This window comes from Mycobacterium shimoidei, from assembly GCF_900417275.1.
Classification (GTDB): domain Bacteria; phylum Actinomycetota; class Actinomycetes; order Mycobacteriales; family Mycobacteriaceae; genus Mycobacterium; species Mycobacterium shimoidei.
Window position 1 is genome coordinate 3,959,343 of record NZ_UEGW01000001.1, and the last position, 20,674, is coordinate 3,980,016.

The window sequence follows — 20,674 nt, forward strand, 5'->3', positions numbered from 1 at the left end:
CATGTTCGATACGATGGCGGATCCGTTGGCCGCGGCCGGTATCGGTGACCCGACCGGCATGGTTGAGCTGGATCCGGCTGGGCTGGTGGCGGTGGTGGAGTCGTCGTATCGGATGGAGTCGATGCTGGTGGCGCGGCGCCTGGCGGCCGTGGCCGCGTTACTGCGTTGCCGGGTCGCTGCGGCCGAGAAAGCCGAAGCCGAGCGCGGCTATGCGGTGATCGACGGGTTCGAACAGACCACCGCCGAGGTGGCCGCGGCGATGAACCTGTCCCCGACCGGGGCGTCGTACCTGGTGTCATATGGCGAAGCGCTCGATGTCCGGTTCCCTGCGGTGGCCGCGCTGCTGGCAGAAGGCCGAACCGATTGGCGCACTGTGCGGTTGATCATCAGTCGGATCGATTTGGTCACCGACAAGGCGTTGATCGCCAAGCTCGATCAGTCGTTGGCCGAACGCATCGGCAAATGGCACGGCTGGTCAAAGCAGCGCATCATCAATGCCGTCGACGCGGCAGTAAGGGTAACCGACCCCGATGCTGCCCGCGAGCGCCGTACCAAGGCAGCAGACGACCGCCATATCGGGATTTGCGCGCAGGACAACGGGATGGCTGAGGTTTACGGCACAGTGGCTGCAGCGGCGGCGACGGCGTTTGATCAGCGACTGTCACAGCTGGCGAAACAGGTCTGCGCAGCCGATCCTCGGACGTTGGATCAGCGTCGCGCCGATGCGCTGGCCGCGTTGACCGAAGGCCGTGAATTGGCCTGCGCCTGCGGGAGACCGGACTGCCCAAGCAAGGTCGCTGGCCCTGATCGCAATACCGGCGGGGCGCAAGTGATCATCAACGTGGTGGCCAGCGAGGCGACCGTCAACGGCAACAGCGACCAACCGGGCTACCTGGAGGGCTACGGGGTCATCGACGCTGAGCAGGTGTGTGACTTAGCGGCGACGGCACTGCTGCGACTGGCCGATCCAGAGACCAGCGCCCGCGCCGCACTGCAGTACCAGCCCTCTGCCGCGCTCGAGCGGCTCATCCGTTGCCGGGATCTGACCTGCCGCTTCCCGGGGTGCCATCGCCGAGCAACGCACTGCGACCTCGACCACACCATTCCGTTCAACCATTCCAACCCGGCAGCGGGCGGGCTCACGGTGGCGTCTAACCTCAAATGCCTTTGCCGCCGCCATCACAGGCTGAAAACTTTTGGCGGATGGCAGGATACACAGTTGGCTGACGGCACGGTGGTGTGGACGTCCCCCGCCGGGCAGACCTATCGCACGAGTCCGGGCGGAGCTGATCTCTTCGACCAACTCCGCGCGCCGGCGTGTTCGCAACCCAGTCCCAACCGGCGCAGTCGCTCCAAGCAACGTAGCGCACGAATTGCCTGGGCCCGTAAGCACAACCGTGAGCAGCGCCCGATCAACGAAGCCCGTCGCCGGCTCGAGTTCGCACGCAAAGAGGAAGTCGAGCATCGCAAATTCCGTAATCACATGCGCGACATGCTGTTTCTGTTCAAAGGCAGCGAACCCAGCACCAGCCCGTTCTGCACCTGGGTCAACGACCCGCGCGAACCCGAAGAACTACCACCCGACTGGAAGCCACCGCCGCCGTCACCGCCACCAATACCCGACGATCCACCCTTCTAGGGGTCGCGGGTGGGGGCTTCCGACCTATGCGTCTTCGAGTAGGTCCGGTGTCACCGCCGATTCGGTGTCGGGAATGCCTTCCTGCTTCGCCCTGCGGTCGGCCATCGACAGCAGACGTCGAATACGGCCCGCAACAGCATCTTTCGTCATCGGAGGATCAGCCAGCCGACCCAGCTCCTCCAACGAGGCCTGCCGGTGCTCGATACGAAGTTTGCCTGCCGCTGCCAGATGGTCGGGCACGCTGTCGCCCAGGATTTCCAACGCACGCTCCACCCGGGCGGCCGCGGCGACCGCTGCGCGCGCCGAGCGACGCAGATTGGCGTCGTCGAAGTTCGCCAGCCGGTTCGCTGTGGCTCGCACCTCGCGGCGCATCCGCCGCTCCTCCCACACCAGCCGGGTGTCCTGGGCTCCCATCCGGGTCAACAGCGCGCCGATCGCGTCGCCGTCGCGCACCACGACGCGATCGGCCCCGCGAACTTCGCGGGCCTTGGCGCTGATACCGAGCCGGCGCGCCGCGCCCACCAATGCCAGCGCCGCTTCCGGGCCGGGGCAGCTGACCTCCAGCGCCGAGGAGCGGCCCGGCTCGGTCAGCGATCCGTGCGCCAGGAATGCCCCGCGCCAGGCGGCTTCGGCGTCGGCGATGCTGCCGCCGACCACCTGGGCCGGCAGGCCTCGCACCGGGCGACCGCGCAAGTCGAGCAGCCCGGTCTGACGGGCCAGCGCCTCGCCGTCGTTGGCGACCCGCAGCACATATCGGGTTTGCTTGCGAATTCCGCTGGCGGACAACACGTGTATGACCGCGTTGTAGCCGTAGAGCTCGAAGATGTCCTTGCGCAGCCGCCGCGCGATGCTGCCCAGGTCAACTTCGGCTTCGACGACCACGCGGCCGGCCACGATATGCAGCCCCCCGGCGAACCGCAGCAAGGAGGTGACCTCGGCGCGCCGCGCGCTCACCGAGTTCACCACCAGGCGGCTCAACTCGTCTTTGACTTCGGCCGTCATTGCCACGCGTCGTCACCCCTCGGTCCGTCTGCGCCGGTTTTTTGACGCTCACCTTCAATCGGCATCGGGGCGGTCACCGATTGCGCTGCGGAGCCGATGTCACGCACCCCCACCCCGTCGAGTGCCGCAGCCAACTTCCCTGGGTCATGTAAAGGTGTACCAGGCCGAGCGACGTCGGCGAACTGAACGCGCGCCCTTAGCAGCGTTGCGGTGCGGCGCAATTGCTCCCGCTCCCGTTCGCTCGGCACCCGCTCGGCGTCGATGATGATGTCGTGGACGGTGAAATCCGGCGCGTGCTGGGCCAGCACATGCAGGTGACGCTCCACCGAGAAACCGGCCGTTTCGCCCGGCTCGGGCGCCAGATTGAGCACCAGTGCGCGGCGCGCCGTAGTGGCCTGCAGCGCTGCGGCCAACCCCGGCACCAGTACATGCGGGATCACGCTGGTGAACCAGGACCCCGGCCCGAGCACCACCAGATCGGCGGCCATGATCGCGTCGATCGCCTGACGGGTGGCCGGCGGGTCGGCGGGCAGCAGCCGCACCCGGCGCACCTTGCCGGGCGTGGTCGCGATGGCGACCTGGCCACGTATCAAACGGAAGATTCGCGGATCGGTTTCGAGGCCCGAGACGTCGGCCTCGATCTGCAGCGCGATAGGGCACATCGGCAGCACTCTGCCCTTGACGCCGAGGATGCGGCCTAACTCGTCGAGCGCGGCCACCGGATCGGCCAGCACTTCACTCAACCCGGCCAACAGCAGATTACCGATCGGATGCCCGGCCAGCGCGCCACTACCACCGAACCGGTGCTGCAGGATTGTCGCCCACAGGCGCCCGTGCGGACTGTCAGATGCCAATGCCGCCAACGCCATTCGTAAATCACCGGGTGGTACTACGTCGAGTTCGCTGCGCAGCCTGCCAGAAGATCCGCCGTCGTCAGCCACCGTGACGACGGCGGTGACGTGCGGGGTCAGTCGTCGTGCCGCCGACAGCGTCGCGTACAGGCCGTGTCCGCCGCCCAGGGCGACAATGTTGGGGCTGGGACCTGGAGTCATTCGCGGCCCAGGTCCCGGTGCAGGACGCGCACCGACAGTTGCTCCGCCGACTCCTCGGGCTCCAGCAGCCGTGCTAACGCCTCGGCGATAGCGACGCTGCGGTGCTTGCCTCCTGTGCAGCCGATCGCAACGGTCATGTAGCGCTTCCCCTCCCTGCGGTAGCCGTCGACAACCAAGGACAGCAACTGATGGTAGGTCTCCAGGAACTCCTGCGCGCCAGTCTGGCCGAGCACGTAGTCACGAACTGCCGGATGCTGGCCCGTGTGGGGCCGTAATTCGTCGACCCAGTGCGGATTGGGCAGGAATCGAACATCCATCACCATATCGGCGTCCATCGGCAGCCCGTATTTGAAGCCGAAGGACTCTACGGTGATGCTGGTGTGCGCGACAGTCTCGCCACCGAAGGCTCGTTCGATACTCTCCCGCAGCGCCCGCACCGACAGCGTCGAGGTGTCGATGATCAGGTCGGCCGTGGCCCGGACCGGCGCCAGCATCTCGCGCTCGGCCGCGATGCCTTCGGCCAGTGTTTGCCCGGCCTGCAGCGGGTGGCTGCGACGGTTCTGCTCGTAGCGGCGCACCAGCATGTCGTCGGAAGCCTCCATGAACAACACCCGCGGCGTGATGTTGCGCGTGGCCAGGTCGTTGCGCACCCAGTCCAGGTCGCCGGTGAAGCCCCGCGACCGCACGTCCATCACCACCGCCAGCTGGGTGATCCGCGAGCCCGCCGCCAACCCGAAGTCCACCATCCGGGTGATCAGTTGGGGCGGCAGGTTGTCGGCGACATACCAGCCCAGGTCCTCGAGCACTTTGGCCGCGGTGCCGCGTCCAGCTCCCGACAGGCCGGTCACCAGTACCACATCAATACCGGATTCAGTTGCGCTCGGCGAGTTTTCGGCTCGAGTGTGGCTACTCATGCCGTCTCGCCGTTCGGCTGACGCAGCGCCTCGAGCACCGCGTTGGCGGTCGCGACACCGATACCGGGAACAGCGGTGATCTCCTCGACGGTGGCCTGCCTGAGGCGAGCCACCGAACCGAACTGGGTGACCAACGCCTTGCGCCTCTGCTCGCCAAGCCCGGGCACCGCGTCCAGCAGCGACTCTGTCATCCGCTTTGACCGCTTACTGCGGTGATAGGAGATAGCGAATCGGTGGGCCTCGTCGCGTACCCGCTGCAGCAGGTACAGTCCTTCGCTGTTGCGCGGCAAGATGATCGGATCCGGCTCCGAGGGCACCCACACCTCTTCCAGCCGCTTGGCCAGTCCGATCACGGCGACGTCGGTGATGCCGAGTTCGTCGAGCACCGCACTGGCCGCGTTCACCTGCGGCGCGCCGCCGTCGACGACGTACAGGTTCGGCGGGTACGCGAATTTTCGCGACTTTCCTTCTGGTGCAAGCGTATTTGTATCATGCAAGTGTCGGACGAACCGGCGCCGAGTCACCTCGGCGATAGAGGCTACGTCGTCGGAGCGTCCCTGGCCGGCAGCCTCGCGGATGGCAAAGTGGCGATAGTCCGACTTGCGAGGCAAGCCGTCTTCGAACACCACCAGAGAGCCCACCACGTCAGTGCCCTGCACGTGGCTGATGTCAACGCATTCGATGCGCAGCGGTGCTTCGGCCAGGCCCAGCGATTCTTGAATGTTCTGCAGTGCAGCCGATCTGGCGTTGAAGTCGCCGGCTCGTTTGAGTTTATGTTGTTGCAGTGCTTCTTTGGCATTGCGCTGCACGGTCTCGGCCAGTGCCTTCTTGTCGCCGCGCCGTGGCACCCGTATCGCCACCCGGGATCCGCGGAGCTCCGACAGCCAGCTGGCCAGCTCTTCGGCATTGGGCGGCAGGCAGGGCACCAGCACTTCCCGGGGCACCGGGTTGGTGGCTTCGTCGGCGGCCCCGTCGAGTTCGGCCTGGTCGGCGTAGAACTGGGTCAAGAATTGTTCGACGAGTCGCGCGTCACCGGAATCACCAGGGTCGCCTGGCTTTTCGACGATCCATCCGCGCTGACCGCGCACCCTGCCGCCGCGGACGTGGAACACCTGCACCGCGGCCTCGAGTTCGTCGTCGGCGAATGCCACCACGTCGGCGTCGGTACCGTCCCCGAGCACGACCGCCTGTTTCTCCAGTGCCCGCTTCAGCGCGGACAGGTCGTCGCGCAAACGGGCGGCACGTTCGTAGTCGAGGCGTTCGGCCGCCGCGTTCATCTGCTGTTCGAGGCTGCGCGCATACCGCTCGGTCTTGCCGGACAGAAAATCACAGAAGTCCAACACAATCTGGCGGTGCTCCTCGGCGGTGACCCGGCCGACGCACGGCGCCGAGCACTTGTCGATGTAGCCGAGCAGGCAGGGACGATCGATTTGTTTGTGCCGCTTGAACACCCCGAGCGAACAGGTGCGTGCCGGAAACACCCGCGTAAGCAAATCCAACGTCTCCCGGATGGCCCAGGCGTGCGAGTACGGCCCGAAATACCGCACGCCCTTGCGTCGCGGACCTCGGTAGACCATCAGCCGGGGAAATTCTTCGTTGAGCGTGACGGCCAACACCGGATACGACTTGTCGTCGCGGTAGCGGACATTGAACCGCGGGTCGAACTCCTTGATCCAGTTGTATTCCAGCTGCAGCGCCTCGACCTCAGTGTTGACCACCGTCCACTCGACCTTGGCCGCGGTGGTCACCATTTGCCGGGTGCGCGGGTGCAGGTTTGCCACATCGGCGAAGTACGACGTCAGCCGACTGCGCAGGCTCTTGGCCTTGCCGACGTAGATGACCCGCCCGTGCTGGTCCCGGAACCGGTAGACGCCGGGCTCGACCGGGATGGACCCGGGCGCGGGGCGGTAGGTAGCGGGATCTGCCACGTTTTACAGGCTAGTCGGACAGCCGACGACCTCAGTGGTGAATGGAAGGTCACACGTCGGCGATCCGGTTGTCCGTAACGGAAAGCCTTCGGGGTCACCGATCTTCGATCACTGATTCGGACTCGACGGCGGATGAGATAACCGGGCGCCTAGGGCCTTAGTTGACCATCAGTCTGGTCACAAGTTAGGTTAGGCTTCCTTTACTAATCGCCCAGACAAGGAGCCTGTATGGAACTCACTACTCGTCCTTGGATCACCGCCGGAGTGGCGCTTGCCGGCGCAGGCGCCATCGCTGCCATCCCGGTGGCAGCACCGCTGGCTGGTCCGCAGTCCCGGGTGGTGCAACTCGCAACCGACGTCGACCCCGTCACGCCATTTCTGGACGCCCTCACCACCGCATCCGCCAACGCGACGGCGGTCGCCGACTTCTACTTCGAAGCCCCCGAGGCGGCGCTGCAACAGGCCATCGTCAACCAGGTCGGCTTCATCGGCGAGGATCCGGCGACAGCCTTGCAGGATTTCCAGATCAACTTTTTGACGGCGCTTCTGGCCGCCACGTTCATCGACCCGGACCAGGACGAGGCGGACTTGGACTTCATCGACGGGCTGACGTCACAGACGCTCGACGCACCACATCAGGTACTGCAAACAGCGCTCACCGAAGGGATTCCGGGGATTTTCCCTGCGCGCGACGGCCAGGTTCCGTTGCTCGTTGATTTCTTGTCCTCGCCGCTGAGCGGTGTCCTCATCAGCTCGTTGAGCCCGGTCCTCAGCCCCTTGGTGGAGTTCGGCAATAGCATCCAAGCCGCCATCGACGCGTTGGGCACCGACCCGACGACTGCGCTGCAAGACCTGATCAACATTCCCGCCAACGTCACCAACGCCTTCTTCAACGGCACGACCCTCGACCTCAGTGCGCTGATACCGCTGATAGAGCAAGGGAATATCGTCGGGCTCCCGGACGGCGCCAGCATCGACTCGCTCAGCCTCGCCCTCGGCGGGTTGTTCAGTCCCGGGTCGGTGGTCGACGGGGCCGGCGGTTCGATCTTGAACGCCCTCGGCCTTGATCTCAGTGGTGTTCCGGGTCTCGGAGACCTGGACATCGTGGGCCAGGGAGTCGGACCGATTGCCGCCATGGCGGACCTGTCCCGGATCGTCGCGGAGGCGATCGGCTGGGACGGCACCGGCAACCCTCTTGACGCTCTGGCGTTCCCGGCCATCGGCGGCGACCTGCTGGGTGGCCTGTTCGATACAGAGCCGATGGACATCCTGGCAAGTCTGTTCTAAAGCCGCGAGTCTCTTCCGTGCGTAACAATGATTGGCCGGTTCGCCCCTGTGAATCGGCCAATCATTGTGTGCGAAAGTGATTTCCGAGGTATTGGCCCGTTGCGAATGCTGTCACGATCAGGATCGCGTAACAGCCTGTGCATTTCTCGTTCCATGGTGGCCCTCCTCGATATAGGTCCTCGCGCCGGGGTAGACAGTAAGGCTGTGCCGGCGGGGGTGGACCCTCCGATGAACTCCCGAACATCGTGCGCAAGGCGGCAATCACGCGGTGCTTGGGCTTCGTACGAGGCAACTCCACAGCAGCAACGGTGCCGAAGACTACTTCCTGCTCGGTGATGACAACCGACGGCTGCCCCGCCTCTTCTAAAACATGCTCAGACTCTTGAACGAGATCCCGCTGTTCGGCGGGTTCCACGATTAATTCGGACACGTCATGCCTTCTTTCGTTGGCAGTGTGACCCGATCAATCGTCACTTGCGTTAGGTGCGACGAGCACAGTAGTGCGCCACTGCATTCTCGCCCGAAACCGATGCAGTACTACTTAGTCGCCCTGTGGCCACGGACTTTCACGTCTGCTCCCGCAGGTCGCGCCGGTACCGTGCCACCAGCATTCGCACGGTGTCCATGGCCTCGACCGCGCGGTCCTTGTCGATGGCCTGGATTGCCAACACCGGGATGTACTCGTCGTCGGGCAGATCAATCCGCGCCCAGCGAGCCCCAGCGGGAAAAGACACGTCGATCACCTGCGGCCAGGGCACCAGCCGGTCCCCCAGCAGGTTGCGGACCGACAACCCGGCGGGTCCGACTCGCAGCCTTGGACGGGTGAACAGCAACGCGAATCCGGAAAGGATCAGACCCAGTCCAACCATCGCGACCTGATCGGCAGTCTGGAAGATCACCCCGCTGGACCGGATCTTCAGCAACAAGCCCACCGCGATATGCGCGGCCAAGATCAGGAACGCGGCGGCGTAAGCGAAATACGGTGTCAGGTGTGGACGCAGTTCGGCGTCCCAGCTCTGCTGCGAGGTCACGACTTTTCGCGCAGATCACGCAGCGTCAGCGCAGTACTCAACGCCGCGGCCGTCGCCTGGGCGCCCTTGTCCTCAGCCGATGTCGGCAGCCCCGCGCGGTCCAACGCCTGCTCTTCGGTGTTGGTGGTCAATACCCCGTTGGCGACGGGCGTCGAGGCATCCAGCGACACCCGTGTCAGCCCCTGAGTGACGGCGTCGCAGACATAGTCGAAATGTGGTGTCGCGCCGCGGATCACCACGCCCAGCGCGACGACGGCGTCGTGGTCCCGGGTGAGCTCCTGTGCCACCACCGGAATCTCGATGGCGCCCAGCACTCGAACCACCGTCGGATCGGTTACACCCCACTGGGCGGCGGTCTTGCAGGCACCGGCCAGCAACGCGTCACAGATCGTGGTGTGCCAGGTGCTGGCAACGATAGCCAGCCTCACTGAAGATGCGTCGAGTGCCGGCATCTCCGGCACACCGGCGCCACCACTCATGTCACAGAGCTCCCCCGAATTCGCCTGGCAGATGGAATGATTCGTGATAGTCATCGAGCCCGATCAAGTCGTGGCCCATCCTGTCGCGTTTGGTCATCAGGTACCGGATGTTGTCGGCATTGGCCCGCACCGGCAATGGTACCCGCTCGATGATGTGCAGGCCGTATCCGTCGAGCCCGACCCGTTTGGCGGGGTTGTTGGTCAGCAGCCGCATCGAACGCACCCCGAGGTCGACGAGGATCTGCGCGCCGATTCCGTAATCCCTTGCGTCAGCCGGTAACCCGAGCTTGAGGTTGGCATCGACGGTGTCCTCGCCGGCGTCTTGAAGCTGATAAGCCTGCAGCTTGTGCATCAGCCCTATACCGCGGCCCTCGTGGCCGCGCATGTAGAGCACCACGCCACGGTCCTCGCGGGCCACCATCGCCATTGCGGCGTCCAGCTGTGGGCCGCAGTCGCAGCGGCGCGATCCGAACACGTCGCCGGTCAGGCATTCCGAGTGCACCCGGACGAGCACATCGTCGCCGTCGTAGTTGGGTCCGGCGATCTCACCGCGCACCAACGCGACATGTTCGACGTCGTCGTAGATGCTGGTGTAGCCGACGGCACGGAATTCCCCGTGCCGGGTGGGGATCCGGGCCTCGGCCACCCTCTCGATGTGCTTCTCGTGTTTGCGCCGGTACTCGATGAGGTCCGCGATCGCGATCAGCGCCAGATCATGCTCGTCGGCGAAGACGCGTAGTTCGTCGGTTTGGGCCATTGCGCCCTCGTCCTTTTGGCTGACGATCTCGCAGATCGCGCCCGCCGGTTGCAATCCGGCCATCCGTGCCAGGTCGACGGCGGCCTCGGTGTGACCGGGACGGCGCAACACCCCACCGTCCTTGGCGCGCAACGGAACCACGTGCCCAGGCCGGGTGAAATCCTCGGCTGTACTGGTCGGATCGGACAGCAGGCGCATCGTGGTGGCCCGATCAGATGCCGAAATACCAGTTCCTACACCAATTTTGGCGTCCACGGTAACGGTGTAGGCGGTGCCGTGCTTGTCCTGGTTGACCGCGTACATCGGCAGCAGCCCCAGCCGGTCGCAGATCGCGCCGTCCAGCGGCACGCACAGATAGCCTGACGTGTAGCGGACCATGAACGCCACCAGCTCGGGAGTGGCCTTCTCGGCGGCGAAAATGAGATCGCCCTCGTTCTCTCGATCTTCATCATCGATGACGACGACGGCCTTCCCCGCCGCGATGTCGGCAACCGCGCGCTCGACGGAGTCCAACCTCGTCATCTGTGCCACCTCGTCCGTTCCGCCACCGAGGCCAGAACTGCGTCGGACGAGCCCCTAGCCAGGGCTCTTGTGTTGTATCCAGTATGAACCACGAGGATGGCGCTGGTACTGCGGTGGCTTATCCAGCGGGATTGGTCAGCAACCGTTCGACGTATTCGCACGGCGATGAAGGCGATCAGGGCTCGTCGTCGGTCGGGGAGTCTTCGTCTTTGGCCAGGTGGCGCAGAACTCGTTCGTTGAGGGCGGCGAGCATGTCGAGCTCAGCCGGGGTGAGCAGGTCGATGAAGTTCCGGCGGACGTCTTCCACGTGCCCGGGCGCCGCCTTCTCGATGGCGGCGCGGCCAGCCGGCAGCAGGCAGACCATGGTGCTGCGGGCGTCGTCGGGGTTGGGCTCGCGGCTGATCAGCCCGTCCTTCTGCATCCGCCGCACTTGGTGGGAGACACGGCTCTTCTCCCAGCCCAGTATCTTGCACAGCTCGCGGGCGGGCATGCGGTCTCCCTCGTGGCCTGAGAGCACCGCCAGGACCTCGTAGTCGGCCCCCGACAGGCCCGATTCTTGCAAGCCCCGATTCAGGCGCACGTCGAGCTGATGATGCGCATGCCGGAAGGCCCGCCAGGCGCGATCTTCTCGAGGGTGCCGATACAGGAGCAGCTGTTCGACGAGGAGACGAAGGCGCAGTTTGAATCCCTGATCCCGCGGGGAAAGATGGGCCGCCCTGAGGAGATCGCGACAGTCGCACTGTTTCTCGCCTCGGACGACTCAACCTATGTCAACGGTATGGAGTTGATTGTGGACGGCGGCACTACGGCAGTCTGACTACGCACCGGTCCTACTTAGCCGCCATCAGCCGTTCGACGTATTTGGCGATGACGTCAACCTCGAGATTCACCGCGGTACCCACCGGCGCCCGGCCCAAAGTGGTCAACTCCCGGGTGGTCGGGATCAGCGAGACCTCAAACCAGTCGTTTCCCAGGCCGGAAACCGTCAGCGAGATGCCGTCGACGGTGATCGAGCCCTTTTCCACCACGTAGCGGGCCAATTCGGCGGGCAATGTGATCCGCACCACTTCCCAGTTCTCGGCGGGCGTGCGGGCCGCGATGTGCCCGGTGCCGTCGACGTGGCCTTGCACGATATGCCCGCCGAGCCGGCTGTTCAGCGCCGCGGCCCGCTCGAGGTTGACCGGACTGCCGACAGCGAGCTGGCCCAGGCTGGACCGGTTCAGCGTCTCGCCCATCACGTCCGCGGTGAACCGTCCGCCGGGCAGCACCTCGACCACCGTCAGGCACACCCCGTTGACCGCGATCGAGTCGCCGTGACCGGCATCGGCGGTGACGACCGGTCCGCGGATGGTGAAACGCGCGGAATCGCCCAGGTCGCTCTTGTCGACGACCTCGCCCAATTCCTCGACGATCCCAGTGAACATCGCATCAGGTTAGTGACTTGGGCCCGCCCGCTGCCACCGTCGCCCAAAGGGTCCCAATGCGGTTCCCTCTACGATGCGAATATGCCGACGCTCAGACGCCTAACCGGCCGCCTACCCATCGTCCTCGCCGTCCTGTCCATCGCTGCCACCCTCGTCGCGGGGTGTTCGTCGGGTTCCAAGGAATCCAGTGCGCCGCTGCCCGAGGCCGACACGCTGCTCAAGCAGTCGAGTGAGACCACCAAGAACGTCAAGAGCGTCCATCTGGTGTTGACGGTCAACGGCAAGATCAAGGGGTTGCCTGTCAAGACGCTGACCGGTGATCTGACCACCGCGCCCACCGCCGCCAAGGGCAACGCGAAGATCACGTTTTCGGGTTCGGACATCGACGCCGACTTCGTGGTCGTCGACGGCAACCTGTATGCGGCGCTGAGCGCCGGCAAGTGGGACGACTTCGGCCCGGCCGCCGATATCTACGACCCCTCGGCGATCCTGAATCCGGACACCGGTGTGGCCAATGTCCTGGCGAAGATGACCGACGCAAAGGCGGAGTCGCGGGAAACCGTTGATGGCCAGACCGTCGTCAAGATCACCGGGAAAGCGCCGGCCGATGCCGTCAACGGCCTGGCGCCGCAATTGAAGGCGACCGAACCGCGGCCCGTCACCGCGTGGATCCAGGAGACCGGCGATCACCACCTGGTGCAGATCCTGCTGGAACAGAGCCCCGGCAACTCCGTGCAAATGACGTTGTCGAACTGGGGCCAGCCGGTTCAGGTGTCGAAGCCGCCGGTGACCTGATGGCGGCCCACCAGGCCACCGCCGAGCCGGTGATCGCCTCACCGGCTGGGCGCGGAATCGCGATCAGCGCGGGCAGCCTCGCCGTGCTGCTGGGCGCCCTCGACACCTATGTCGTGGTCAGCGTGATGCGCGACATCATCACCACCGTCGGCATCCCGATCAACCAGCTGCAGCGGATCACGCCGATCGTCACCTGGTACCTGCTGGGTTACATCGCGGCGATGCCGCTGCTGGGCCGCGCCTCCGACCGGTTCGGACGCAAACTGCTGCTGCAGGTCAGCCTGGGCACCTTTCTGCTCGGTTCGGTCGTCACAGCGATGTCGACCGATCTCGTGATGCTGGTCGTCGGCCGAACCATCCAGGGTGTGGCCAGCGGGGCATTGCTGCCGGTCACGCTGGCCCTCGGCGCTGACCTGTGGGCGCAGCGCAACCGCGCCGCGGTGCTCGGCGGGATCGGCGCCGCACAGGAGCTGGGCAGCGTGCTGGGCCCGTTGTACGGGATCTTCATCGTCTGGCTGACGAACCGCTGGCAAGACGTGTTCTGGATCAACGTGCCGTTGACGCTGGGCGCGATGCTGATGATCCAGTTCAGCCTGCCGTCCCGGCTGCGCAGCGACGAGCCGGAAAAAGTCGACGTCGTCGGGGGGCTGCTGTTGGCGGCGACGTTGGGTCTGGCGGTGATCGGGCTGTACAACCAGCACCCCAACCCCGAGCATGTGCTGCCCAGCTACGGCCGCTGGCTGCTGATCGCGGCGGTGATCTTCGCGATCTTGTTTGCGCTCTGGGAGCGTTTTTCGCGGACCAAGCTGATCGAACCCGCAGGTGTGCACTTCCGGCCGTTTCTGGCGGCGCTCGGCGCCTCGCTGTGCGCCGGTGCGGCGCTGATGGTGACGCTGGTCGACGTCGAGCTTTTCGCGCAGGGCGTGCTGGGCAAGGAGCAAGACGACGCCGCCATCCTGCTGCTGCGCTTTCTCATCGCACTGCCGATCGGGGCCTTGTTGGGCGGCTGGATTGCGACCAAGGTGGGCGACCGGGTGACGGCCTTCGTCGGGCTGCTGATCGCGGCCGGCGGGTATTGGTTGATCCACGACTGGTCGCTCGATCTACTGAGCCAACGCCACGTCGTGGCCGGAATCTCGCTGCCCGCGATGGACACCGATCTCGTCATCGCCGGCTTCGGGCTCGGTCTGGTGATCGCACCGTTGACCTCCGCCAGCTTGCGGGTGGTCCCGGCGGCCCAGCACGGTATCGCCTCCGCGGCGGTGGTGGTGGCGCGGATGACCGGCATGCTGATCGGAGTGGCCGCGCTGAGCGCGTGGGGCTTCCACCGGCTGCCGCAGATCGTGGCGAAGCTCTCGGCCGAGGTCCCCGACAACGCCAGCCTGGCGGTGCGGATCGCGGCCCAGGCCACCCTCTACCGGCAGGCCTTCGCGGAGATGTACGGGGGAATCTTCATCGTCACCGCTGTCGTCTGCGCGGTGGGCGCGCTGCTGGGCCTGCTGGTCAGCAGCCGGCGGGTGCACGCCGAGGAACCCGCCGCGCTGGAGCAGCAACCCATCGGGCCGCACGCTTAGCTTCGCCGGGTCTGGACGTCGAACTCCACGCCGTCCGCATCGACAACGCCATCACGCTCCATTGCCAGCTCCGCGTTCTCCCGGCGCAGCCGCTCGAGTTCCTCGCGCTCACTTTCGCTGAGCCGACCATCTGCACTGTCGCTGGCTCGGTCGTCGAGTCGTACCCAGTTGCCCAGGGTGCCGTCGCGGATCCCCAGCTCCCGGGCGATGACTGGCACCGTTGCCAATCTCACCGGCGGAGTCGTCGTTGACTAAGTGGTCAGACCTCCGGGAACCAGAAATCGAGAGTCTCCTCGACCCCGCCCCAGTCGATGCCCATCCAGTCGGTGAAGAAGTCCTCGATGTTGCCGAAGATGTTGTAAGCGAAGGCCACAACAGAATTGAACAGACCCTCCAACGTGCCGCTGTCCAGCAGCCCGTGGCCGAACGCGTTGAGCCAGGCGCCGAACTGGTCGAAGTCACCGGATATGTCGATGTTGGTGATCAGGCCGTCGACGGTTGCGGTGTGGTCGGCGACCTGCTCCGGAGTGAGCCCCAGGTACATGACGTGCTCGTAGAACAGACCCAGGGCGGAGTTGGAACTGTAGTCGGCGACGGGATCGCCCGGGAGCGTGTAGATGGTTGTCGGGAACGCGTCGTTCGGAGTCTGGTTGCCGTCCAGTATCGACGAGTCGAGGAGCTTGCCGAGGAACGCGTCACCCCCCTGCGCATTCGGCCAGGCGCCGTCCGCGTCGGACGGATCGCCAATGAACACGAAGTGCAGCGCCTGCGGGTCGACACCGTCGTGGGCCAGCTGCGCCATCGCAATGGAACCGGCCGTGGCGCCTTGCGAGTAGCCGAACACCCACAACGGATCGTCGGCGTCGAAGCCGCCCGGGTTGGCGGCGAGTTCGGCCTGCACCGCCTGCACGATCTCGGCTGCCCCGGCGAAGCTGCTGTGCCCCTGCAGGATGAGTTGCGGGGTGGACAGCACCTGCAGCGGGGCATCGCAGTCGCCGACACCGATTACGCACACCATCGGATCGTCGCCGACGTCGAAGCCCAGCGGCCGCAGGAAGAGATCGGCCGCGGTCTGAGCGAACGTCGCCGACGGCGTCGGCAACAAGGTCCCGCCGACGAAGATCGCGGTGTCCGACAGCAGGGTCACCCGTGCGAATGCCGTTCGGACGACCGGAGTTCCGACGACGCCAGCAGCGATCACGCTCGCAACGGCGATCGGCGCCAAAGCTTTGGTTACCTTCATTCCGACACCCTAAGACGAGCCTAAGAGTTCGTAAAGAACACGTTAGAAGCTACCTGTGGCGATACCCCCCAAAAGCACCAACCCGTGGGTCCGCAGGCCTGACGCGCTGCTCCGCGAGCGGGCGTAGTTGTACGGCTTTTGCGGCGTGTCGGCGTACAAACACGCCCGCTCGCGGCAAGGAAAGTTAGCGCGGGACCAGACTGAGCAACAGATCGGGGCCGACCCGCTCGATCCCGTCGTAGCGCCACTTCAGCGCCCGCGCGATGCTGGGCACCCCGACGTCGTCGACCGCGGTGATCGGACCGCCCAGCAGGATGGGCGCCACATAGGCCAGGATGCGATCGATCGCCCCGGCGCGCAGAAACGCGCCCGCGAGCGTCGGGCCGCCCTCGAGGAGCACATCGGTGCGGTCCGACAGCGCCTTGAGCACTTCCGAGGGATCATGAGTGCGGATCACCATGGTGCGTGAATCGTCGTTGAGAACCTGTGCTTCCGAAGGGATTTCGCGCTTACCCACAACCACGCGCAGCGGTTGACGTTCGGCCAGGCTGCCGTCGGCCAGTCGCGCGGTGAGCGCCGGGTCGTCGGTGAGCACCGTGCCGGTACCCACCACGATGGCGTCGGCGGCGGCGCGGCGGCGGTGCAGGTCGGCGCGGGCGGCCTCGCTGCTGATCCACTGACTCGAGCCGTCGGCGGCTGCGCTGCGGCCGTCGATGCTCGTGGCGTACTTCCAGGTCACGTGCGGCAGCCCGGTCCGCTGCTTGTGCAGCCATTCACGCAGCGGGCCGGCGGCCACCAGATCGGCTTCCACACCGTGTACAACCCGCACGCCGGCGGCGGCGAGGCGGGCCGCGCCGCCGGCGGCCACCGGGTTAGGGTCCGCGACGGCGTAGACCACCGACACGATCCGCGCGTCGAGCAAGGCGTCCACGCAGGGCGGGGTTTTGCCGTGATGGTTACACGGCTCCAGGGTGACGACGGCCGTGCCACCGGCCGCCAGACTGCCGGCCCGCCGCAGCGCCACCACCTCGGCATGGGCACTGCCGGCCGGCCCGGTGCCGCCGACTCCGACCACCCGGCCCGCAGAATCCAGAATGACCGCGCCCACAGGCGGATTGGGGTACGTCGCGCCCTTCACCAGATCCGCGTGCTCGACGGCAAGCCGCATGGCGGCTTCGTAGTCGAGTGCCGCCGCCGTACTCATCTGCGCCACTCCTCCATCCCGGCTACGCCGGCATCATCGTCGTCGACGCGGCTCATCCGCGCAGGTGCGCGGAGGCCGCGCGGGCCTGCCGTCGCAGCGCCTCGACGGCGGCCTTGGGGTCATCCGCGTTGTAGACAGCCGACCCGGCGACGAAACAGTCCACACCCGCCTCGGCGGCCTGCTCGATGGTGTCGGAGTTGATGCCACCGTCGATCTCCACCAGGATGGTCAACTCTCCGGAATCGACCATCTTGCGCACCGTGCGCACCTTGCTCAATACCTCCGGGATGAACTCCTGGCCACCGAAGCCGGGCTCGACCGACATGACCAGAAATGTGTCGAAGTCCTTGAGTATCTCCAGATATGGCTCCAGTGGCGTGCCGGGTTTGATGCTCAGCCCGGCCTTGGCGCCGGCGGCCCGGATGTCGCGTGCCACGCCGACCGGGTTGTCGGTGGCCTCGGCGTGAAAGGTGACGTTGTAAGCGCCGGCCTCCGCGTACGGCGGCGCCCAACGGTCCGGATCCTCGATCATCAGATGGCAGTCCATCGGAATATCGGTGTGCTGCAGCAGGCTTTCCACCACCGGCAACCCGATGGTCAGGTTGGGCACGAAATGCGCGTCCATTACATCGACGTGCAGCCAATCGGCACCTTCAACAGCGCTGGCCTCGTCGGCCAGCCGGGCGAAATCGGCGGCCAGAATCGATGGTGCTATCAGGGGCCGACTCATGGTCGTCAGCGTACTTGCAGTGCGGCGGCGAACATTGCGTCGGTGCCGTGCCGATGCGGCCACAACTGCACATAGGGGCCATCCCCCAGGTCTGCGACGGGCTCGAACAACGGCCGGACATCCAGCACATCTACCCGGTGGCGGCGCACGGCGTCGGCGACCACACCGACTGTCTCGGCCAGGTGTGGCGAGCACGTCGCGTACAGCACCACCCCGCCGGACCGAGTCAGCGCGATCGCGGCGGCCAGCAGCTCGCGCTGCAGCCGGGTGAGTGCCGGGATGTCGGCGGGCTGACGCCGCCAGCGGGCGTCGGGCCGACGACGCAGCGCACCCAGTCCGGTGCACGGCACGTCGACCAGCACCCGGTCGAAACCGCCGTCGAGCCCGCTGTCGCGTCCGTCGACGCGCAGCACCTCGACCGGCATGCCCCGCGTGTTCTGCTCGACCAAATCGGCGCGGTGCGCGGCCGGTTCGACCGCAGTGACCCGGGCACCGACACCGGCACCCACGGCGGCCAACAGTGCGGTCTTGCCGCCCGGCCCGGCGCACAGGTCCAGCCAGCGGCCGCCGTCGTCGGCCACCGGCGCCAGGGTCAGCGCCCGGGCCACCAGTTGGCTGCCTTCGTCCTGGACCAGCGCCCGCCCGTCGCGCACCGGCGCCAATTGGCCCGGATCACCGGCGGGCAGATACACCGCATACGGCGAATAGCGGCCGACCACGCCGTGCACCGCGTCGGCCAACTCCTCGGCGCTCAGCACGCCCGGCCGGGCGGCTAGGTGCACCAACGGGCGTTCGTCGTCGCTGGCCAACACGGCGTCCAGTTCCCCGGCCGCCGCACCCAGGGCGTCGGCGAACGCCTGGGCGATCCAGCGTGGGTGGGCGTGAACAAATGCCGCATGCCCTATCGGGTCACTGGCCCGGTCGGGCGCGAGCTCTTCGACCCAGGATTGCTCGTCGCGGGTGCTGATGGTGCGCAGTACACCGTTGACGAAACCTGCGCGCGCCGAGTCGAATTCGATTGCGGCCTGCTCCACGGTTGTGGACACCGCGGCATGCACGTCAACGCGGGTGCGCAGCAGCTGATAGGTACCAAGTCGCAGCAGGTCGAGCAGCACCGGGTCGATCGCGTCGGGCGACCGTTTGGCGGCCGCGCCGATGATCGCGTCCAATAGGCCGCGGGTGCGGCTGGTTCCATAGGTGAGTTCGGTGGCGAATGCGGCGTCTCGGCCGGTGATCTGACGTTCCCGCAGCAGTGCCGGCAGTGCCAGGTTGGGGTAGGCGTCACGTTCGGTGACCGCTCGCAGCACGTCGAATGCGGCCTGGCGGGCCGGATCCAGCGGTTTACGCCGCCGCTTGTCGCGCGTTGGCTTTGCGCGATGCGGTCGCGTCATGAGGCGCGCGCCGCGGGATCCAGCCGAGCACCACGCGCCCAGTCGGCGGCTTTCATCAATTTCTTTCCCGGCGCCTGGATTTCGCCGAGCTGCACCGGCTCGGAGCCGGTGCCGATCCGTACGATGTGGCGATCGACCTCGATCTGGCCGGGCTGCAGTGGATTTGGCGCATCATGGTCGACGCGCACCGGTCCGAGTTTGATTCGCATGTCGCCGATCAGCGTCCAGGCACCTGGGTTGGGTGTGACCGCGCGGATGCGTCGTTCCACGACGTGGGCCGGCAGCTCCCAGCGCACCCGCGCGTCCTCGACGGTGATCTTGGGTGCAAAGCTGACCCCCTCGGCCGGTTGCGGCACTGGTGTAAGCGTGCCGTCGGCGATACCGTCCAAGGTTCTTTCCAGCAGTGCGGCTCCCGAAATTGCCAGGCGTTCAAGCAGATCCCCGGCGGTGTCGGTTGGCCGGATCGCTTCCGTAACAACGCCGTAGACCGGTCCGGAATCCAAGCTCGGCTCGATTTGGAATGTGGTGGCCCCGGTGATCGTGTCGCCGGCCGCGATCGCAGCCTGTACCGGCGCCGCACCACGCCAAGCGGGCAGCAGCGAGAAGTGCAGGTTGATCCAGCCGTGCGGCGGTATCGCCAATAACTCGGTTCCGAGCAGCGCGCCGTAGGCCACCACCGGGCAGCAGTCCGGCGCCAGTCCTTTGAGCTCGGCGACGAACTCCGCAGCGTTGGGCCGCCGGGGCCGCAGCACCGGGATACCGTGGTCGAGCGCCAGGCGGGCCACCGGCGAAGGCTGATGGTGGCCACGGCGACCGGACGCGGCGTCGGGCCGGGTGAGCACCGCGGCAACCTCGTGGCGCGGCGACTCGATGAGTCGATGCAGCGAGGGCAGCGCGGATTCAGGGGTGCCGGCGAAGACAAGACGCACCGGCACATCTTATGAATACCGGCTATGTCGTGATCTTCGTCTGGTCGTCGATCGTGATAGTGGCCGGTGCGGCAACATCGAGCTGGTCTTCCAGGCAGTCGGCGCTCAGCTGCAGCATGTACAGTCCGTCGCTGCCCGGTATGACCACGGTTTTTTGCGCGATCATTTTTGTCAGGCCGTTGTCGACCCAGGTGCCGCCGGACTGGTATCCGGGAAACCCGCTCAGGGTGGTCGAAGATCCGTCGCCCATCGGCGCGAACTGTGGCAGGTTCTTCAATTCGCCAGGAGCGAGATCAAGGATCTTCTGCTGGTCGACGTCGCCGGTGAGTTTGGACACCACCGCGACGATGCTCGGTGTGTAGTTGTGCGCTTCCGGGCCGGTGTAGATCACGGCGTAGTAGGCGCCCTTCGGGGTGTCCGGCCCAGCGTCGACCCAACCGTCGGGGGTGGGCAGGTCGATGACGGGCGCGCCCGGATCGCCGCGGTGAACCGGTGTTTGGGTAACCCCACTCTGTTTGAGGTAGCCGGCGATGGTGGGATTGGGTCCCTCGATGTTGGGGCGCGGCGCGACTTTCGCTTGTGGTTCAACGGTGGTCGTGGTGGTCGCCGGCGCGGTCGACGATGCACTCGATGCGCTGTCGCTCTTGGAACTTGAGCCGCAGCCGCCCAACCCGATGCTCAAGATCGCCGCGATGACCAGGCCGCTGGCCGCTACCGATTTCATCGGCGCATCGTAGCGCGACCACGAGGTAATCAATGGCGAATTCGCAAAG

The 20,674-nt window shown here is 66.1% G+C and carries 20 protein-coding genes and 1 pseudogene; 5 read left to right on the forward strand and 16 right to left on the reverse strand.

What is annotated here, in order from left to right; translation table 11 throughout:
- The first annotated feature begins 58 nt into the window (after window positions 1-58).
- Window positions 59-1,639 carry an HNH endonuclease signature motif containing protein gene (locus MSP7336_RS18985; protein ID WP_113965082.1) on the forward strand — a complete coding sequence of 527 codons (1,581 nt, stop codon included), beginning with the start codon at window positions 59-61 and terminating at the stop codon, window positions 1,637-1,639.
- Window positions 1,640-1,663: 24 nt separating this feature from the next.
- On the opposite strand, the gene whiA is transcribed toward MSP7336_RS18985, so the two are convergent.
- The 4 genes from whiA to uvrC are packed head-to-tail and all read right to left on the reverse strand — an operon-like array spanning window position 1,664 to window position 6,535.
- The gene (gene whiA, locus MSP7336_RS18990; RefSeq protein WP_113964336.1) at window positions 1,664-2,641 is read right to left on the reverse strand and encodes a DNA-binding protein WhiA; all 978 of its coding nucleotides are present in this window, start codon (window positions 2,639-2,641) and stop codon (window positions 1,664-1,666) included.
- On the reverse strand, window positions 2,638-3,693 hold the full coding sequence (gene yvcK, locus MSP7336_RS18995) for a uridine diphosphate-N-acetylglucosamine-binding protein YvcK (protein ID WP_069397842.1): 1,056 nt from the start codon (window positions 3,691-3,693) through the stop codon (window positions 2,638-2,640). The genes whiA and yvcK overlap by 4 nt, the downstream gene beginning before the upstream one ends.
- Complete coding sequence (gene rapZ, locus MSP7336_RS19000; RefSeq protein ID WP_113964337.1) at window positions 3,690-4,607, reverse strand: RNase adapter RapZ; 918 nt, start codon at window positions 4,605-4,607, stop codon at window positions 3,690-3,692. The genes yvcK and rapZ overlap by 4 nt, the downstream gene beginning before the upstream one ends.
- The gene (uvrC, locus tag MSP7336_RS19005) at window positions 4,604-6,535 is read right to left on the reverse strand and encodes an excinuclease ABC subunit UvrC (RefSeq protein WP_069397844.1); all 1,932 of its coding nucleotides are present in this window, start codon (window positions 6,533-6,535) and stop codon (window positions 4,604-4,606) included. The genes rapZ and uvrC overlap by 4 nt, the downstream gene beginning before the upstream one ends.
- Window positions 6,536-6,763: 228 nt before the next feature.
- Between uvrC and gjpA the strand changes: the two genes are divergently transcribed.
- Window positions 6,764-7,822 (forward strand): outer membrane porin GjpA, encoded by a 1,059-nt coding sequence (gjpA, locus tag MSP7336_RS19010; protein WP_113964338.1) that lies wholly within the window; start codon window positions 6,764-6,766, stop codon window positions 7,820-7,822.
- A gap of 566 nt (window positions 7,823-8,388) precedes the next feature.
- On the opposite strand, the gene MSP7336_RS19015 is transcribed toward gjpA, so the two are convergent.
- From MSP7336_RS19015 to MSP7336_RS19030, 4 genes are all read right to left on the reverse strand, one after another.
- Entirely contained in the window at window positions 8,389-8,853 is a 465-nt protein-coding gene (locus tag MSP7336_RS19015) for a PH domain-containing protein (RefSeq protein WP_069397846.1), read from the reverse strand.
- Window positions 8,850-9,332: a 6,7-dimethyl-8-ribityllumazine synthase gene (ribH, locus tag MSP7336_RS19020; protein WP_113964339.1), complete on the reverse strand. Its 483-nt coding sequence runs from the start codon at window positions 9,330-9,332 to the stop codon at window positions 8,850-8,852. The genes MSP7336_RS19015 and ribH overlap by 4 nt, the downstream gene beginning before the upstream one ends.
- Window position 9,333: 1 nt before the next feature.
- Complete coding sequence (locus MSP7336_RS19025) at window positions 9,334-10,611, reverse strand: bifunctional 3,4-dihydroxy-2-butanone-4-phosphate synthase/GTP cyclohydrolase II (RefSeq protein ID WP_113965085.1); 1,278 nt, start codon at window positions 10,609-10,611, stop codon at window positions 9,334-9,336.
- A gap of 175 nt (window positions 10,612-10,786) precedes the next feature.
- Window positions 10,787-11,263, reverse strand: a complete 477-nt coding sequence (locus MSP7336_RS19030) for a MarR family transcriptional regulator (RefSeq protein ID WP_113964340.1) — start codon at window positions 11,261-11,263, stop codon at window positions 10,787-10,789.
- On the opposite strand from MSP7336_RS19030, the pseudogene MSP7336_RS19035 reads away from it, so the two are divergent.
- Window positions 11,264-11,428, forward strand: a pseudogene (locus MSP7336_RS19035) (SDR family oxidoreductase); the annotation flags it as partial.
- A 13-nt stretch (window positions 11,429-11,441) separates the two neighbouring features.
- On the opposite strand, the gene MSP7336_RS19040 reads toward MSP7336_RS19035, so the two are convergent.
- Window positions 11,442-12,035, reverse strand: a complete 594-nt coding sequence (locus MSP7336_RS19040) for a riboflavin synthase (protein WP_113964341.1) — start codon at window positions 12,033-12,035, stop codon at window positions 11,442-11,444.
- 81 nt (window positions 12,036-12,116) lie between these two features.
- Here MSP7336_RS19040 and MSP7336_RS19045 point away from each other — a divergent pair, with 81 nt between their 5' ends.
- Window positions 12,117-12,830, forward strand: a complete 714-nt coding sequence (locus MSP7336_RS19045; RefSeq protein WP_069397852.1) for an LppX_LprAFG lipoprotein — start codon at window positions 12,117-12,119, stop codon at window positions 12,828-12,830.
- A complete protein-coding gene (locus tag MSP7336_RS19050) occupies window positions 12,830-14,404 on the forward strand; it encodes an MFS transporter (RefSeq protein ID WP_113964342.1) in 1,575 nt (524 codons plus the stop codon). The genes MSP7336_RS19045 and MSP7336_RS19050 overlap by 1 nt, the downstream gene beginning before the upstream one ends.
- Here the strand turns inward: MSP7336_RS19050 and MSP7336_RS19055 are convergent.
- From MSP7336_RS19055 to lpqN, 7 genes are all read right to left on the reverse strand, one after another.
- Complete coding sequence (locus tag MSP7336_RS19055) at window positions 14,401-14,622, reverse strand: transposase (protein ID WP_181786843.1); 222 nt, start codon at window positions 14,620-14,622, stop codon at window positions 14,401-14,403. The genes MSP7336_RS19050 and MSP7336_RS19055 overlap by 4 nt on opposite strands.
- Window positions 14,623-14,663: 41 nt before the next feature.
- Entirely contained in the window at window positions 14,664-15,647 is a 984-nt protein-coding gene (locus MSP7336_RS19060; protein WP_113964344.1) for a PE-PPE domain-containing protein, read from the reverse strand.
- A 184-nt stretch (window positions 15,648-15,831) separates the two neighbouring features.
- Window positions 15,832-16,851: a bifunctional diaminohydroxyphosphoribosylaminopyrimidine deaminase/5-amino-6-(5-phosphoribosylamino)uracil reductase RibD gene (gene ribD / locus MSP7336_RS19065; protein ID WP_113965087.1), complete on the reverse strand. Its 1,020-nt coding sequence runs from the start codon at window positions 16,849-16,851 to the stop codon at window positions 15,832-15,834.
- Window positions 16,852-16,903: 52 nt separating this feature from the next.
- Entirely contained in the window at window positions 16,904-17,581 is a 678-nt protein-coding gene (gene rpe, locus MSP7336_RS19070; protein WP_069397855.1) for a ribulose-phosphate 3-epimerase, read from the reverse strand.
- Window positions 17,582-17,586: 5 nt separating this feature from the next.
- On the reverse strand, window positions 17,587-18,972 hold the full coding sequence (locus tag MSP7336_RS19075; protein ID WP_113964345.1) for an RsmB/NOP family class I SAM-dependent RNA methyltransferase: 1,386 nt from the start codon (window positions 18,970-18,972) through the stop codon (window positions 17,587-17,589).
- A complete protein-coding gene (fmt, locus tag MSP7336_RS19080; protein WP_069397870.1) occupies window positions 18,969-19,901 on the reverse strand; it encodes a methionyl-tRNA formyltransferase in 933 nt (310 codons plus the stop codon). The genes MSP7336_RS19075 and fmt overlap by 4 nt, the downstream gene beginning before the upstream one ends.
- 22 nt (window positions 19,902-19,923) lie before the next feature.
- A complete protein-coding gene (gene lpqN, locus MSP7336_RS19085) occupies window positions 19,924-20,625 on the reverse strand; it encodes an envelope biogenesis lipoprotein LpqN (protein WP_069397857.1) in 702 nt (233 codons plus the stop codon).
- Between the last annotated feature and the right edge of the window lie 49 nt (window positions 20,626-20,674).